The organism is Glycomyces halotolerans (assembly GCF_054779575.1).
This window is the reverse complement of the sequence record NZ_BAAGXZ010000011.1, coordinates 46,956-61,602: the sequence shown is the minus strand read 5'-3', so window position 1 is coordinate 61,602 and position 14,647 is coordinate 46,956. Positions and strand designations below refer to the sequence as shown.

11 protein-coding genes are annotated in these 14,647 nt (G+C 69.7%); 5 read left to right on the top strand and 6 right to left on the bottom strand.

Features of this window, described 5'->3' with window-relative positions:
* Positions 1–33: 33 nt before the first annotated feature.
* Positions 34–2,145: a RecQ family ATP-dependent DNA helicase gene (locus ACYVL2_RS11330; protein WP_460543271.1), complete on the top strand. Its 2,112-nt coding sequence runs from the start codon at positions 34–36 to the stop codon at positions 2,143–2,145.
* A 66-nt stretch (positions 2,146–2,211) separates the two neighbouring features.
* On the opposite strand, the gene ACYVL2_RS11325 is transcribed toward ACYVL2_RS11330, so the two are convergent.
* Positions 2,212–2,997, bottom strand: a complete 786-nt coding sequence (locus tag ACYVL2_RS11325; protein WP_460543269.1) for an SGNH/GDSL hydrolase family protein — start codon at positions 2,995–2,997, stop codon at positions 2,212–2,214.
* Between the two features lie 11 nt (positions 2,998–3,008).
* Complete coding sequence (locus ACYVL2_RS11320) at positions 3,009–3,833, bottom strand: SGNH/GDSL hydrolase family protein (RefSeq protein ID WP_460543267.1); 825 nt, start codon at positions 3,831–3,833, stop codon at positions 3,009–3,011.
* A gap of 231 nt (positions 3,834–4,064) precedes the next feature.
* On the opposite strand from ACYVL2_RS11320, the gene ACYVL2_RS11315 reads away from it, so the two are divergent.
* Positions 4,065–4,625 (top strand): hypothetical protein, encoded by a 561-nt coding sequence (locus ACYVL2_RS11315; protein WP_460543265.1) that lies wholly within the window; start codon positions 4,065–4,067, stop codon positions 4,623–4,625.
* On the opposite strand, the gene ACYVL2_RS11310 is transcribed toward ACYVL2_RS11315, so the two are convergent.
* Positions 4,564–5,514 (bottom strand): DMT family transporter, encoded by a 951-nt coding sequence (locus ACYVL2_RS11310; protein ID WP_460543263.1) that lies wholly within the window; start codon positions 5,512–5,514, stop codon positions 4,564–4,566. The two genes, ACYVL2_RS11315 and ACYVL2_RS11310, sit on opposite strands and share 62 nt — an antisense overlap.
* A gap of 124 nt (positions 5,515–5,638) precedes the next feature.
* Here ACYVL2_RS11310 and ACYVL2_RS11305 point away from each other — a divergent pair, with 124 nt between their 5' ends.
* The 3 genes from ACYVL2_RS11305 to ACYVL2_RS11295 all read left to right on the top strand — a co-directional run bounded on the left by ACYVL2_RS11305 (position 5,639) and on the right by ACYVL2_RS11295 (position 10,716).
* Entirely contained in the window at positions 5,639–6,271 is a 633-nt protein-coding gene (locus ACYVL2_RS11305) for a hypothetical protein (RefSeq protein WP_460543261.1), read from the top strand.
* 159 nt (positions 6,272–6,430) lie between these two features.
* Entirely contained in the window at positions 6,431–7,633 is a 1,203-nt protein-coding gene (locus tag ACYVL2_RS11300) for a sulfotransferase family protein (RefSeq protein WP_460543258.1), read from the top strand.
* 185 nt (positions 7,634–7,818) lie between these two features.
* Entirely contained in the window at positions 7,819–10,716 is a 2,898-nt protein-coding gene (locus tag ACYVL2_RS11295; protein ID WP_460543256.1) for a glycoside hydrolase family 2 TIM barrel-domain containing protein, read from the top strand.
* A 59-nt stretch (positions 10,717–10,775) separates the two neighbouring features.
* Here the strand turns inward: ACYVL2_RS11295 and ACYVL2_RS11290 are convergent, their stop codons facing one another.
* The 3 genes from ACYVL2_RS11290 to ACYVL2_RS11280 form a co-directional block, all read right to left on the bottom strand.
* Positions 10,776–12,317 (bottom strand): ABC transporter substrate-binding protein, encoded by a 1,542-nt coding sequence (locus ACYVL2_RS11290; RefSeq protein WP_460543254.1) that lies wholly within the window; start codon positions 12,315–12,317, stop codon positions 10,776–10,778.
* A complete protein-coding gene (locus ACYVL2_RS11285) occupies positions 12,314–13,264 on the bottom strand; it encodes a hypothetical protein (RefSeq protein WP_460543252.1) in 951 nt (316 codons plus the stop codon). The genes ACYVL2_RS11290 and ACYVL2_RS11285 overlap by 4 nt, the downstream gene beginning before the upstream one ends.
* A 175-nt stretch (positions 13,265–13,439) precedes the next feature.
* Positions 13,440–14,645: a sulfotransferase family protein gene (locus ACYVL2_RS11280; protein WP_460543250.1), complete on the bottom strand. Its 1,206-nt coding sequence runs from the start codon at positions 14,643–14,645 to the stop codon at positions 13,440–13,442.
* Between the last annotated feature and the right edge of the window lie 2 nt (positions 14,646–14,647).

Below are 14,647 nucleotides of genomic sequence, written 5' to 3'. Positions count from 1 at the left end.
GGCCTGTCGCTCCGGCACGGTACAAAGGTTGGCATGGCGGGAACCGGGAACATCATCGAGAACGCGACCAGGGACGAGGCCGAGGAGCTGCTGCGGGCGCTCGCCGGGGAGCATGCGCGGCTGCGGGACGACCAGTGGCGGGCGATCGAGGCCCTCTGCGACGGCGCGGGGCGCCGGGTGCTGCTGGTGCAGCGGACCGGTTTCGGCAAGTCGGCGGTCTACTTCGTCTCGACGGCGCTGCTGCGGCGGCGCGGGGCGGGACCGACGGTGATCGTCTCGCCGCTGCTGGCGCTCATGCGCAACCAGATCGAGGCCGCCGAGCGGGCCGGTATCCGGGCTCGCACGATCAACTCGGCGAACCTGGAGGAGTGGGACGAGATCAGCGCCGCCATCGGGGCCGACGAGGTCGATGTGCTGCTGATCAGTCCCGAGCGGCTCAACAATCCGGCGTTCCGCGACTACCAGCTGCCGAAGCTCGCGGCCGGCTGCGGGATGCTCGTGGTCGACGAGGCCCACTGCATCTCCGACTGGGGCCACGACTTCCGGCCCGACTACCGGCGCATCGCCACGTTCATCGACGACCTTCCCGAGGCGGTCCCGGTGCTGGCGACCACGGCGACGGCGAACGCCCGCGTCAGCGCCGACGTCGCCGAGCAGCTCGACCGGGAGCGCTCGGCGACGCTGGTGCTGCGCGGCAGCCTGGACCGGGAGTCGCTGCGCCTGTCGGTTGCCGAGCTGCCCGACAACGCCCACCGGATGGCGTGGCTCGACGAGCGGCTCCCGTCGCTGCCGGGCTCGGGCATCGTCTACACGCTCACCGTGGCGGCGGCCGAGGAGGTCGGCGAATACCTGTCGAGCCGCGGGCACGCGGTCGCCTCCTACACCGGCCGCACCGACAACGCCGAACGGCTCGCTCGCGAGGAGGCGCTGCTGGGCAACGAGATCAAGGCGCTGGTGGCGACGAGCGCGCTCGGCATGGGGTTCGACAAGCCGGACCTCGGGTTCGTCGTCCACTTGGGCGCGCCCTCCTCCCCGGTGGCGTACTACCAGCAGATCGGGCGTGCCGGGCGGGCCCGCGACCGGGCCGAGGTGATCCTCATGCCCGGCAGTGAGGACCGGGCGATCTGGGACTACTTCGGGTCGCTGTCGTTCCCGGAGGAGGCCGCGGTGCGCCGGACTCTGGCGGTGCTGGAGGAGGCCGGGCGGCCGATGTCGACCGCGGCGTTGGAGCCGCGGGTGGACCTGCGCCGGACGCGGCTGGAGATGATGCTCAAGGTCCTCGACGTCGACGGGGCGGTGCGCCGGGTCAAAGGCGGATGGGAGGCGACCGGGCGTCCGTGGCGCTATGACGCCGAGCGGTATGCGAAGGTCGCGGCCACCAGGGAGCACGAGCAGCGGCGGATGCTCGCCTACGAGGCCACCGAGGAGTGCCGCCTGCGGTTCCTGCGCGCCGAGCTCGACGATCCGGGTGCGGCGCCGTGCGGACGGTGCGACAACTGCACCGGAGAGAAGGTCGAATCGGCGGTGTCGGCCGAGGTGGTCGGCAGCGCGGCGGAGGCGCTCACGCGCCCCGGCGTGGCATTCGAGGCCAAGCGGATGTGGCCGACGGGGATGCAGGCGATCGGCATCGACCTCAAGGGCCGGATCTCGGCCGAGGAGGGCGCCGAGGACGGGCGGGCGCTCGCGCGGCTGTCGGACATCGGCTGGGGCGGTCCGCTGCGCGAGCTGCTGTCGGACGGAGCCGATCGGGAGGTGCCAGAGGACGTCTTCGCGGCGGTGGTGAAGGTGCTGGCGGCCTGGGACTGGGACCGGCGGCCGTCGTCAGTGGTGTCGATGGGGTCGCTGACCAGGCCGAGGCTGGTCGACGGACTGGCCCGGCGGATCGCGGACCTGGGCCGGATGGAGTATCTGGGCGCGCTGGGGCGGCCGCCCGGTGCCGTGCCGGCGCCGCGGCGGGCCAACAGCGCCCAGCGACTGCGGCAGGTGCTCGACTCGTTCACCGTGGACTTCGCGGTACCGGCGACGAGTGTGCTGCTGGTCGACGACGTGCGCGACAGCGGGTGGTCGCTGACGGTGGCGGCTCGGCGGCTGCGGTTGGAGGGCGCGACCGCCGTGTATCCGCTCGCGCTGGCCTTGCAGGCCTGACGGTCGGGCTTTCGAGAACGGCGAAGGCGGCCCGGCCGTCGGCCCGGGCCGCCTCACGATCGGGGCTCACACTGCCGCGGCGAGAGCGGCGAGGTAGGCGCCCTGGCCTTTCTCGGTGGGATGGAAGGAGTCGACGGTGCCGGTGTGACCGTTGATCCACGAGTCCTGGTCGCAGACCGCGTGTCCCTCGAAGACGTCGATGACGTCCACATAGGTGAAGCCGTGCTCGTCGGCCTTCGCCTCGATGACGTCGGCGAGGAGGTCGGCGGCCTCGTTCATCTCGGCCTGCTCGGCGGGCGTGATGTAGGGGATCGACTCGCACGGCTCCTCCTCGTTGAACAGCCGGGGGTAGCCGAGCACGTAGACCTCTGCGCTGGGGGCGCGCTCGGCGATCTCGGTGTAGACCTCGTCGAGCCGGGCGGGCAGTTCGCCGGTGATGGCCGCCTCGGACCGAGCGACCACCGGCATGCAGTCGAAGGTCTCCGGCTGCATGCAGGCGCCCACGGCCGTGCCCCAGCCGATGTCGTTGCCGCCGATGCCGACGGTGACCAGTCTCGTGCCCCGGTTGAGCGAGTCGATCTGATCGGCCAGGAGGTCCTCGGTGTCGGCGCCCGAGCAGGCGGGGAACTTGAACCTGCCCTTGAGCCGGTCGGCCAGCAACCGCGGGTAGGCCGACTCGGAGCGCAGGCATTCCTCGCCGTCGTAGTCCCCTGCCCCCACGCCGGAGGTGTACGAGTCCCCGAGGGCGACGTAGTTCGCGCGGAAGCAGTCCGCTTGCGCCGAGGCCGGCAGCAGCATCAAGATCGCGGCCGCCATGGCGGCCGACGCGGCGGCCCGTCCGGCAGGCTGCATACGATCTCCTCTCAGGATGCGTTCACCGGGATTGTATGGGCGGACGAGGCGAGGACGCCGGTCAACGCAGGAAGGTAGCCGTCGGCGTGGCCGGCGCGGTTGGGGTGGTAGGACTCCCCGATCGGATAGGTCAGACCGTTGAGCCAGGCCGGAGTGTCGCAGATCGCGTGGCCGTCGAACTCGTCGCGGACGTCGATGTACGGCAGGCCGTGGGAGTCGGCCGCGCCCTCGATGACCTCCGACAGCAGGTCGGCCCCTTCGTTCATCCGCTCCTGCTCGGCGACGCTGATGAGGCCGAAGGCGTCGCAGGTGTCCTTGGCGGCGAACAAGCGGGGGTAGCCCAGGACGTAGACCTCCGCGTGCGGGGCTCGGGTGGTGATCTCGGTGTAGACCTCGTCGAGCAGGGCGGGGAGCTCCTCCCTGGCGAACCGCTCGGCACGTTCGATGTCGCCGGTGCAGTCGTACGCCGGGATCATGCAGGAGGTGACGGCGTCGGTCCAGCCGATGTCGTTGCCGCCGATGGTGACGGTGATCAGATCGGTGCCCTCCTCGAGGACCGGCGCCTGTTCGGCGAGAAGGTCCTGGGTCGTCGCGCCGGAGCAGGCGGCGAAGATGAGTTCGGCGCCGATGTCGGCGGCCAGCAGCGACGGGTAGGCCAGCTCGGAACGACTGCAACCGGAGTCGATATAGGACCCGGTGCCGGTTCCGGAGGAGTACGAGTCGCCGAGCGCGACGTAGTCGAGAGGTTCTCGGGCCGTGGCGGAAGAGGCCGGGATGGTGAGCGTCAGCGCGAGCGCGGCGACGGCGATGGTGATCGGGCGTCGGGTGATTCGCATGGAGGGCTCCGTTCCGAATTGTGATCGACGGGCGGAACCATATACTTAACCGGCCGGTAATATTCGCGAAAGTACCAGAACGACGCAAGTCAGAAAATTGACTCGCAAATATGCGGCTATACGCCACAACAGCCCCAACAGGAGCTGGCGACCCACTCGCGGCGGGAACGGCGGACAGTCCACGCCGGGCGATCCGCCCCGGCCCGCACCGGTTGCGCTTACGCTGACTCCATGGGCGAATCCGCAGCGCGACGACGCGACACCATGTCCGACCAAGCCCTCATCGAAGGCACCGGGGTCGACTGGAAGACCTGGCTTGCGCTCCTCGACGAACGGGGCGCCACCGCGATGGACCACGCGGCCATCGCCGAACTGCTGATCAAGGAGTTCGGCGTCGACGGCTGGTGGGCCCGGTCCATCACCGTCGGCTACGAGCAGGAACGCGGTATGCGCGAACCCGGCCGGCGCGATGACGGCACCTCCTCGGCCAACGCCTCCGAGACCGTCCCGGTCGACCTGCCGACGGCCTTCGAGTGGGTCGCCGACGCCGAGCGGCAACGGCACTGGCTCGGCGAGGTCGCGCTCGCGCAGCGCAGCGCCTCGCCGCCCGGATCCGTCCGGTTCGACGCCGACGACGGCACCCGGGTGCTGGTCGACCTCTCGCCCACAGGCGAGGGCGAGACCGCCGTGCAGGTCGAGATCGCGGGGCTCGCCTCGGCCGAGGACATCGCTACCGCGAAGGCGGCGTGGCGGGAGCGGCTGGCTCGACTGGCCGACGCTCTGTCCCGCTGACGTCGGGGGCTTTCGGGCCTCGTCCGCGAGAGCGCGCGATCGCCACGCCCAGCAGGCACAGCACGCCGCCGGCAAGCGTGAGCCAGGCGGGGATCTCGGCCAGGAACAGCCAGGACATGAACACCACCAGCGCCGGGACGACGTAGGTGGTCGCGCCCATCTTGCCGGCCGTCGTGTACTTGAGGGCGTAGCCCCAGGTCACGAATGCCAGCGCGGTCGGGAAAAGCCCGAGGTAGACGATGTGCGCGGCCGCCGACGAAGGAGCCGACTCCAACTGGGAGAACAGCATCGGGGCGAACGGCAGGCACAGCATCGCGGCGATGGCGTTGCCGAAGGCGGTGAACTGCAACGAGGACGCGTGTCGCAGCGTAGGCTTCTGGACTACCACGCTGATGGCGTACGTGACCGCCGAGACCAGGCACAGCAGGACCCCGAGCACCGAGCCGGCGCCGTCCTGCGACATCGAGAGGCTGACGACGGCGACACCGGCGAAGGAGACGGCGATGCCGATGAACAGGCGGGGGGCGAAGCCCTCCTTCAGCAGCCAGCCGCCCAGCAGCGCGATGAGGATCGGTCCGATGTTGACGATGAGGGCCGCGGTTCCCGCGTCGACGAGCTGTTCGCCCCAGTTGAGGGCGAACATGTACAGGCCGAACCAGAGGACGCCCGCGGTGATGATGCCCGGCCAGGCCTTTCGGCCGGGAAGTCCTTCGCGTCGCGCGCCCCAGATCGCCAGCAGCACGACGGCGGCGATTCCGGAGCGGCCGAGAGTGACCGGTCCCGGATCGATGTGCTGGACGACGTCGCGGATCGACACGAACGCCGATGCCCAGCACAGGACGGTGAAACCGGCCGCCAGGGCCGCCCGGACGTTGATTGACTGGCTCATGGGCGAGGTCGCTTTCAAGTTGGGCCGGGCGCGGGGTGTGCGCGCCGCACTGAACCTAGCACCGGGGTGCGACGGACGGGAACCGAAATTCCGCCGCCTGCGTCGAAGGGGTATGACGAGAAGAATGACACTTTTGCGCATAGCGCCCCTAGCGGCGGCTTTCGTGCTCGTGGCCTGCGGCCAGGGCGGGACCGGCGGCTCGGAAGAGACGTCCGCCGGCGCCGGGCAGGGCCCCGATCAGGACGGAGACGTGGTCTACCAGGGCGCGTTGACGGTGATCGAGACGCCCGACCACGGCCCGCAGTTGACCGCGGCGGTCGCCCAGTCGTACCCGCCGCAGGGCGGCGGCATGGACGTCGTCGGCTGGGACTGGGACGCCGTCGCACACGAGTCGGCCCAGGGCACCAGCTGGGGCCACTACATCGTGACCGGCACCTATGACGGCGAGGCGTTCGTCCTGACCGAGGACCCGGTGCCCACCGACGAGATCGACATGTCCGACTACCCGCACCTTCAGCACACCGAGCCCGAGGTCGACGAGCCCGCGGAGCGGCTGAGTCACGAAGAGCTGCAAGGCGTCGTCGAGGATCTCGCCGAGCGGTTCCCCGACCTCGTCACCGGCGGGCGGGTCGACGAGGCCAAGTCCGTGGCGCGCGTCGACGTCTATCTGGTCACGCCCGAGCTGGATGAGCACGTCTCGCAGCGGTATCCGGACGGCGCGGTCGTGTTCACCCGGCTCCTGCAGCCGGTCTCCTGAGCGGCACGGTCGGTCCGGGGCCCGCTCCGGAGGGCGAGCGGCCCCGGTCCGGTCTCGACCGGTTCGGGGCCGATCGGCGGACCGGTCCGGCATGTGGACCCCGCTCGGTGACTGTGCGAGAATGACTCGATCCACCCCGGACTGAAGGAGCAGGCCCTCATGCGCCGAAAGTCGTTCACCACCAGTGCCCTCAACGTGCTGCTGCAACCGGCGTCCACCGGGCTGCGCAATCCCGACCGGGTCTTCGACAAGCTCGTCGACAAGGCCGAGAAGACGACCGGCGGCGACGCCTCGGCCGTGTCGGGTTTCGTCGAGGACTTCCGGTTCCTCATGCACAGCTTCACCTCCGACACGGGTTTGAGCCCGATGGGCTGGCAGAGTGTCGTCGCCGACCTCAGGGCCCGGCTCGAGAACCGTATGCGGGTGGAGCGGCTCGTCCGCGAGATTCCCGAGATCGCCGAGGAGCCGATCGAGCGGCCCATCTTCATCGCGGGGCTGCCGCGCACCGCCACCACTCTGGCGCACAACATCATCGCCAAGTCCTCGGGGCACCGCGGTCCGGCGCTGTGGGAGCTGCTGTTCACCGACATCGACCGCGGCGAAGAGGCCAAGCAGCGCCACATCAAGGACGCCAGGCGGATGGTGAGCACCTTCATGCGGCTGGCTCCGGCCTTCAAGGTCATCCACCCGCTCAACGCCGAGAAGCCGGACGAGTGCAACTATCTGCTGCCGCACGGGCACCAGCACCTGGCACGCGTCCTCATGCCCGAATACGACGCCTGGCAGCGCGACCGCGACTACCTGCCCGACTACGAATACCTCAAGCAGGCGATGCAGGTGCTCCAGTACGGGCGCGAACGCAAGCGCTGGATCCTCAAGTCTCCGATGCACCTGGACCACATTCCGGAGATCCTCAAGGTCTTCCCGGGGGCGACGATCGTGTGGACGCACCGTGACCCGGTCACCGTCATCGGCTCGCTGTGCTCCCTGGTCGAGACGACGCAGGCGCTTCACGTCCGCCGTCCCGACCTCGAGGCGATCGGGCGGACCTGGCTCGACATCATGGCACTGGCGATCGAACGCGCGCGGGCGGCGAGAGTCGACGCGCCGCGCCAGGCGTTCGTCGACGTGCCGTACACGTGGCTGGCCGCCGAGCCGCACGAGAAGGTGCCGAAGCTCTACGAGCTGCTCGACGCGCCGTGGACCGACGAGGACGCCTCGAATCTCGACGGCGTTCTGGCCCGTCCGGGCGTCGGTCGGCAGCACGAGTACGAGCTGTCCCGATACGGTCTGACACCTGGCGACGTCGAGGAGGCGTTCGGCGATTACAACGGCGTCGTGCAGGCCATGAAGCTCGACTGACGCCACGTCCCTGGCTCTTCGGGGCACCGCCGACCGGTCACCGGCCGACCCCGTGAGGTCGCTCCGGCGACCGCCGCTGCCCTCGTGCGGCCTCGTTCACCGGTCTTTCGGGGTGGATCTGCGACCGTGTTCGGTGGTATTTATTTGGGGTCACTAAATTGAACAAAATCGAAGGGAATCCAACGGTGCACCCTGAATTCGCCTACGTCGAGGACCGAGGTCCCGGCGCGGGCCGGCTCGAGCCTCGCGCCGGCCTCGATTCCGACGCCGCCGCGATCGACCTCGACGGACCTTGGCGGTTCCACCTGGCGGACGCGCTGGCGCGCACTACGACCGGTTTCGAAGACCCCCGCTTCGACGACACGGCCTGGGACCTGCTCGAAGTCCCCTCATGCTGGCAGATGGCCGGCGTCCCCGGCGAACCGACGTACGGCGCTCCGGCCTACACCAACACGGTGTACCCGTTCCCGGTAGACCCGCCGCGGGTGCCCGACGCGAACCCGACCGGCGAGTACCGGCGGACCTTCGCGCTTCCGGCCGACTGGCCGTCCGACGGCCGCGCGGTGCTGCGGTTCGAAGGGGTCGACTCCTGCTTCGCCGTTTGGCTCAACGGAACCCGTCTCGGCGACGGCAAGGGCAGCCGCCTGCCCACCGAATTCGACGCCACCGCGCACCTGCGGCCGGGCGAGAACACGCTCGCAGTGCGGGTCCACCAGTGGTCGGCCGGCTCCTACCTCGAAGACCAGGACATGTGGTGGCTCTCGGGCATCTTCCGGCCGGTCCGCCTCCTGCATCGGCCCCAAGCCGGACTCGACGACCTGTTCGCCCACGCCGACTTCGACCACCGCACCGGCCGAGGCACGCTCCGCGTCGACGCCGAGGCCGAAGGCCGAGTGCGCGTGCCCGAACTGGGCATCGACATCGCCATCGGCGAAACGGCGACGGTGGCGGTCGAGCCGTGGACGGCCGAGACGCCGCGCCTGTACGACGTCGAGGTCGCCGGCGCGAACGAACGCGTCGCCTTGCGGATCGGCTTCCGCACCGTCAAGGTCGAGGACGGCCTTCTCAAGGTCAACGGCAGGCCAGTCCTATTGCGCGGAGTCAACCGCCACGAGTGGCACCCCGAGACCGGACGCGCCCTCTCGGTCGAGACGATGCGGGCCGACCTGGAGCTCATGAAGCGGCACAACGTCAACGCCGTCCGCACCAGCCACTATCCGCCCGACCGCCGCTTCCTCGACCTCTGCGACGAGCTCGGCATGTGGGTGATCGACGAATGCGACCTGGAGACCCACGGCTTCATCCACGTGGGCTGGAAGGACAACCCCAGCGACGACCCGGCCTGGCGCGATGCCTACCTCGACCGCATGGCCCGCATGGTCGAACGCGACAAGAACCACCCCTCGATCATCATCTGGTCCCTCGGCAACGAGAGCCACACCGGCGAGAACCTCGAAGCCATGTCCGAGTGGGCCAAGGAACGCGACCCGGACCGCCCCGTCCACTATGAAGGCGACTGGGACTGCGGCTATGTCGACCTCTACAGCCGCATGTACGCCGACCACGCCGAAACCGACCTCATCGGCCGGCGGGCCGAGAATCCGACCGACGACCCCGCGCTCGACGAGCACCGCCGGAGCCTCCCGTTCGTCCTGTGCGAGTACGCGCACGCGATGGGCAACGGACCCGGCGGCCTGAGCGAATACCAGCGCCTGTTCGAGCAGCACCCGCGCTGCCAAGGCGGGTTCGTGTGGGAGTGGATCGACCACGGCGTCGCCCAGCGCACCGAGGACGGCGGGGAGTACTTCGCCTACGGCGGCGACTTCGGCGAACCGATCCACGACGCCAACTTCATCGCCGACGGACTGGTCTTCCCCGACCGGACCCCGTCGCCGGGCCTGACCGAGTACAAGAAGGTCATCGAACCGGTCACGATCGCCATCGACACGGCCGGGCGGACCGTATCGGTCGCCAATGGCTACGACTTCGTCGACACCGCGCACCTGCGCTTCACGTGGCGGCTCGAGGACGGCGGCGAGCCGGTCGCGAGCGGCGAGCTCGACGTGCCGGTCGTGGCCGCCGGCGACTCGGCGTTCGCGCCCTGGCCCGAGGAGCTGCGCAAGGCATGCGCGTCCGAGGCTAGAGACGAGCGCTGGCTGACCGTCGGGGCGTACCTCGCGACCGACACGCCATGGGCCGAGGAGGGTCTTGAGATCGCCTGGGGCCAAGAGCAGATCGCCGCCGCGACGCCGAAGGGGCCGTCCGAGTCTCGGGCCGCCGGTGCAGCGCCACGGGCCGGGGCCGTCTTCGATTCCTACGGGCGACTCATCGAGCTCGGCGGGCTGGCGTTCGAGGGTCCTCGCCTGGACCTGTGGCGCGCCCCCACCGACAACGACCTCCTGGGCTGGCACGGCAGCGTCGCCGAACCGTGGCGCAGGGCCGGCTTGCACCGCCTTGAGCACAAGGTCGTCCACTTCGGCGAAGAGGACGGGCGGACGGTGGTGCGCACCCGTGTGGGCCCCGCATCGACCGACCTGGCGATGGAGGCCGTCTACCGGTGGAGGCCGGAAGGGTCGAGCCGGGCCTGGCTGACCGTCGAGGTCCGCCCGCTCGGCGAGTGGGACGGCCCGATCCCCCGGCTCGGGCTCCGGATGGCGGTGCCGCGAGAGCTCTACCGAGTGACGTGGTTCGGGCTCGGGCCCGGCGAGGCCTATGCCGACACCCGCGCCGCCGCCCGCGTCGGCCGGTACCGCATGGACGTGGCCGACATGCAGACGCCGTACGTCTTCCCGCAGGAGAACGGCAGCCGCGCCGACGTCCGGTGGGCGAGTCTGGCCGGCGGCGATCGCGAGATGCGGATCCTCGGCGCTCCGCACTTCGCGTTGACGGTGCGGCCGTGGAGCAGCGAGGACCTCGACACGGCCCGGCACCCGACCGACCTGGTCGAACGCGACCGCCTCTACGTCAACATCGACGCCGCGCAGCAAGGCATCGGCACCGCCTCCTGCGGGCCCGGCGTGCTGCCGCAGCACCGACTCATGCCGGAACCGACCTCCTTCACCGTCGGCTTCGAAGTCTCCTAGCGGTGGCCGGCTCCTCCCGGCCGGTGCGGATCGGCGGGGAGGAGCCGCACGGAGGGAGCCTATTCGGTGGAGGTCACATAGGTCTCCGAGTTCGCGCGGTCGCCCGGCTCGTCGGGATACGGGAGCGGCACGACCGGGACGAACTTGCCGCCGGGATTGCCGCCGCGGTTGATCGAGAAGTTCAGCGTGCCGGTCGCTCCCCGCACCACCTGTTCACTGTTGAGCAGCAGCAGGTGCTCTCGGACGTCCTCGGCCGCGGGAGCGCGGTCCGACCAGGGATCGGTGTTCCGGACGGCGGCGATCGCGATGGCGAGGGCATCGTGGTAGGTCGCCGCGTAGCCGTCGAACAGCGCCGACGGTTCGGAGTCCACCAGGTTCCGGTAATGCGAGTGGAAGGCCGCGAAGCCTTCGGGCGGCTCGGTGTGGCCCATCGCCCACCCGGGGTCGGATCCGGCCGCGAACAGCACTTCGAGGTTCCCGATCTCGACCCACTCGGCGATCTGGGCGTCGCTGTGGAGGTGCGTGCCGGTGACGCCGAACAGGACGGTCAGCGGCTCGTCGCGGCAGGAGCGCACGCTCAGCGCCTCGATGAACACCTTCAGATCCGGTTCGCGTCCGGCGAAGAGCACCACGTCCGGCCGCACATCGCAGATGTTGGTGGAGATCAGGTCGAACACCTCCGGGCCGCCTTCGGCGATCGACCGGCCGACGAACGGCTGGTGCGCGGAGACGAGGTACTCCCCCAGGTGCGCTTCGTAGGTCGTCCGCAGGTTGCTGACGTAGAGGTCCTGCGCGGTGCTGTCGTAGACGAGCATCGCCGACTCGAGGTCGGCCCGCGCCTCGAGGTGCGCGCGGAGCGCCGCCGCGAAGTCGGAGTTGCTCGGGGCGGTCCGGATGAGTCCGGGCACGCCGTCGTAGTCGATGGCGTCCGCAGTGGTGACACCTGTCACCATCGGGATGCCGTGCTCCGAGAGCCGCTCGGCGGCGGCCATGGTGTTCTCGCTGCTGACGCTCTGGCCCATGACCGCCACGAGCGGTACCTCGTCGTCGGTCATCTCCAGCAACTGCCCCACCGGCACTTCCCAGTGCCGTTGGCGGGCACCCTCGTTGGCCAGCAGCAACTGGATGTACGGCTGATGGTCGCCGAGCTCACGCGTCCGGTTGGCCCGGTAGAGGGCCACATAGGCGCCTTCGAGGGCGCTCTGCATCTTGCTGCCGCTCATCGCGCTGCTGTCGGTCGTGGTCAACGTGGTGAGCAGCGCGATCTTCACCAGCGGTTGATCATCCGCCTCGGCCTGGGCCGCGGCCCAGTCGTTCTCGATCTCGATGAGCCCCTCAATCTTCTCGAACCGATCGTCGAAGACGAACGAGCCGTCGGTCACTCCGAGGCATTCGCCGTCGACCATGCGGACCTCGTAGCCTCCGTCGGAGACGCCGCCGCACTGCCAGTCGGGATACCGTCCCACCGCGACGAGGACGGCGGTCGCGAACACGGCCAGGGCGGTGAGCCAGCGCAGCGACCGCATCACCCGCCGCCACCGCTCGGCTCCCCGGCTCAGGGGGATCTTCATCTCGTCGGCGGTCCACGCGTGCTCGGTCATGCCGGCTCGCCATCCTCGGCGCGCTCATCCGAGAGGCAGTCGTCGAGCCGGCGCTCGCTGCCGGCGACGATCAACAGCGGTTCGGCGCGGACGGCGTTCCGGTCGAGGTGCGTGCGCACGTCCCGGAGTCGCTTCAGCAGCGCCCTGCCGGTCCTGGCGTCGGCGTTGCGCAGCAGGACGACCGAGTTGTGCCACTCGTCCCTGGCCAGTCTGCCGTGCCGGTAGACGCCGCGCAGGTCGGCGAGCAACGCCTCGATGAGGACCTCGTCCCGCCTCCGGAAATCGGCGGCTCTGGCGAGACTGCTCACCTCGTCACCGGGAAACGCCCATCCGTTCAGATTCTCCATCAGGTGCAGCGGCGAAGTCCTGATCTGCTGGTCCCGGTGGCCGTACCACTTGTAGAAGTCGTACAGCTCCGGGAAGCGGCTCTGGAACAGGGAGAGCGCGAGGGCGCCGATCCAGGCGAACCGGGGCGCGAGCAGCAGCAGGAACTCGATGAGGCCCTTGGAGGCGGACTCGTCCGGCATCGCCGGAGCGAACGTCTGGCCGGCCGCGCGCTTCAGCTTCCGCCGCGCTTCGCGCTGAATGTCGAACGGGATCGCCTCCTTGATCACCGCCGACCCCAGTTCGAAGCGCCGGAACTGGAATGTCGGATAGGACTCGCACCCGTGGGCGAGCTGGCGTTTGATCTCGACGAGCAGGCGAGGCGTGTTGGCCTCTGAATAGCGCTCGCAGTCGACCATCGCGAACGGCGCCTTTCCGTCCAATTCCTTCGCCAGGTGATCGAGCACGGCGGTGTTCCCGAACCCGAGCTCTTCGGTGAAGTTGAGGATCGGAGTCCGCGCCCCATCGGAGGCCGGGACGCGCAGGTGCTTGTTCACCTTCCGGGTGGCGGCGATGAGTCGGGACGATGAGGGCTCGACGTCTACGTGTTGTCTGGGAGGCATGCGAGGCTTCCTGTCGGGGTGTCACCGGGCGGCGAGCAGGGATTCGCTTCTCTGCAGAGTAGAGGATCAGCGCGCCCCGCAGGGGTCGGAGCCGTCGCCAACACGACCCCGAGGTTCTACGCGCGCTTCAGGAATGAAGCAGCGAGTCGGGTGTTCCCGAGGAGGCGCAACCGATTCAGGCCGCGAGGTGCTCGATGAAGCGGCCGTAGTCGCCGAAGGCCTTGTCGACGTCCGATTCGGCGAGTCCGTAGCGCGACAGGTCGTAGCTGTGCGATCCGCTGCCGCCGGCCTTGGCCATCGCCTTCTCGAGGCTGTGCTTCTCGGCGGTGCCCCAGTGGACGCCGAGCCGCTCGAACAGTGCCGGGAAGCGTTCGGCGGGCTCGTCGGCCAAGTGGCGGTACGGCACGTCGATGACCGTCTCGTCGGGGAGGCTCCGCCGGTCCGAGCGGGCGCGACCGATCCCGGTGGCGAGCAGGTCCAGCCATCTGCGTCCGATCGCGTGCGGATCGGTGCCGCGGGTGTGCACGGCCATGGTGGTCTCCGCCAGGGAGCACATGGAGGCGGTCACCGTCGCCGGGTCGCGGTGGGTCCACACCACCTGGGCGTCCGGGAAGACCTTCAGCAGCGTCGTGAGGTTCCACAGGTGCGCCGGGGATTTGAGGACCCAGCGGCGGTGCGGCCGCCCGTGCTGGAGGACTTGCAGGGCCTGCTTGAGGTACCGGTAGTCGGGGGTGTAGTCGCGGTCGAGCATCCACCGCTCGTAGCGGGGCATGCCGGCGCGCACCACGTAGATCAGGCCGTGCGGCAGCACGAACACGCACTCTTCGGGCTTGTCGGCGCCGAGCTTGTGGATGCTCGCCATCATCGGCGAGGCCTTCTCGGTGCCGACGGCGACCTGCTCGGCCTGCTTGATGTACTTCTCGCGCTCGGCCTCAGAGATGTCGCCGAGGTCGCAGTGCAGCAGTTCCCACAGGAGCGGGGCGCGATGCTCGGCGGACTGGGCGAGGACGTGGTGGGTGAGCGTGGTGCCGGTGCGCGGCAGGCCGACGACCACGATCGGCCGCTCGATCGACTCGTCGGCGATCTCGGGATGCCGGGCGTGGAGCCTGCGGATGCGGAAGCGGTTCTCGAGGCGGGAGTTGATGTCCTTGACGGTGCCGATCCAGCCGATGGGGCTGAGGTTCGGGACTTCGGCGAAGCAGTTCAGGAGGAACCGCATCTCCTCGATGAACTCCTCGTCGCCCGAGGCGGTGCCGTCGGTCTTGGTCTCGGCCTCGCGGACCGCTCGGTCGATGATCTTGTCGACTCGGTTCCGGCGGTTCGCGATCGTCGGGGTGAGCACGACGTTGGCGGCCTTGAGCCACGGGGCAACTCGGCGCATGC

Bases quoted from the DNA above. Each gene is read 5' to 3' on its own strand.
- ACYVL2_RS11315 (WP_460543265.1), top strand. From the start codon at position 4,065: ATGGGCGAATCCGCAGCGCGACGACGCGACACCATGTCCGACCAAGCC.
- ACYVL2_RS11330 (WP_460543271.1), top strand. From the start codon at position 34: ATGGCGGGAACCGGGAACATCATCGAGAACGCGACCAGGGACGAGGCC.
- ACYVL2_RS11320 (WP_460543267.1), bottom strand. From the start codon at position 3,833: ATGCGAATCACCCGACGCCCGATCACCATCGCCGTCGCCGCGCTCGCG.
- ACYVL2_RS11305 (WP_460543261.1), top strand. From the start codon at position 5,639: ATGACACTTTTGCGCATAGCGCCCCTAGCGGCGGCTTTCGTGCTCGTG.
- ACYVL2_RS11285 (WP_460543252.1), bottom strand. From the start codon at position 13,264: ATGCCTCCCAGACAACACGTAGACGTCGAGCCCTCATCGTCCCGACTC.
- ACYVL2_RS11280 (WP_460543250.1), bottom strand. From the start codon at position 14,645: ATGCGCCGAGTTGCCCCGTGGCTCAAGGCCGCCAACGTCGTGCTCACC.
- ACYVL2_RS11325 (WP_460543269.1), bottom strand. From the start codon at position 2,997: ATGCAGCCTGCCGGACGGGCCGCCGCGTCGGCCGCCATGGCGGCCGCG.
- ACYVL2_RS11310 (WP_460543263.1), bottom strand. From the start codon at position 5,514: ATGAGCCAGTCAATCAACGTCCGGGCGGCCCTGGCGGCCGGTTTCACC.
- ACYVL2_RS11300 (WP_460543258.1), top strand. From the start codon at position 6,431: ATGCGCCGAAAGTCGTTCACCACCAGTGCCCTCAACGTGCTGCTGCAA.
- ACYVL2_RS11290 (WP_460543254.1), bottom strand. From the start codon at position 12,317: ATGACCGAGCACGCGTGGACCGCCGACGAGATGAAGATCCCCCTGAGC.